Source organism: Flammeovirga agarivorans (genome assembly GCF_012641475.1).
Classification (GTDB): Bacteria; Bacteroidota; Bacteroidia; order Cytophagales; family Flammeovirgaceae; genus Flammeovirga; species Flammeovirga agarivorans.
Window position 1 is genome coordinate 1 of sequence record NZ_JABAIL010000125.1, and the last position, 562, is coordinate 562.

Below are 562 nucleotides of genomic sequence, written 5' to 3' on the forward strand. Positions count from 1 at the left end.
CTGGACGGAATGGGATAAGCCCGGTGTTAGCATCAGGTGTCAACGTGGCTGACTGATTGATGTTGAAGGCCCAACCTTTAGACTGAATCTGGCGGTTAATCCTGTTGAGGATACGACGAGCGTTCGCTACGTCTGCGCTACCATCTTCGTCAAGGGTTGTCACCGGGGATTCACCGATGGCTGCGAGCATCTCGTTGATGGCATCCAGCTCAGCGGCAGACCCAAAGTAAGCATCTTGCATGTTCATAATGTAAGCTCCTAACGAAAAAAACCCCTCAGAGACCGTGAGTGGTCCCCAAGGGGTTTGGCTTATTAGTTAGTCACGACCAGCTTAAAGGTCTTCCTTTCAGACCCGTCAAAGCTGACAGTCACCAGAGTTTCGCCTACAGCGATTCCTTTGAAGTACAGCGTGTTGGTCCGGCGAGTATGGCTGGCAATCCCTGAAGTACCATAAGTTACCTCAAGGGTTGACCAATCCGTTACCTCATCCAGCCCATCAAGTGTCACCTTAAGTGAATCACCAGCAATAGCCACAGTCTGTACCTCATACTCAGGTGGAGTT

2 protein-coding genes are annotated in these 562 nt (G+C 50.7%); both read right to left on the reverse strand.

Going from position 1 to position 562, the window contains the following annotated elements; genetic code table 11:
• On the reverse strand, positions 1 to 241 hold a 241-nt coding region (locus HGP29_RS28560; protein ID WP_211093482.1), incomplete at its 3' end, for a hypothetical protein.
• A gap of 71 nt (positions 242 to 312) precedes the next feature.
• Positions 313 to 562, reverse strand: a 250-nt coding sequence (locus tag HGP29_RS28840) for a hypothetical protein (RefSeq protein WP_211093483.1), incomplete at its 5' end; no start/stop codon positions are given.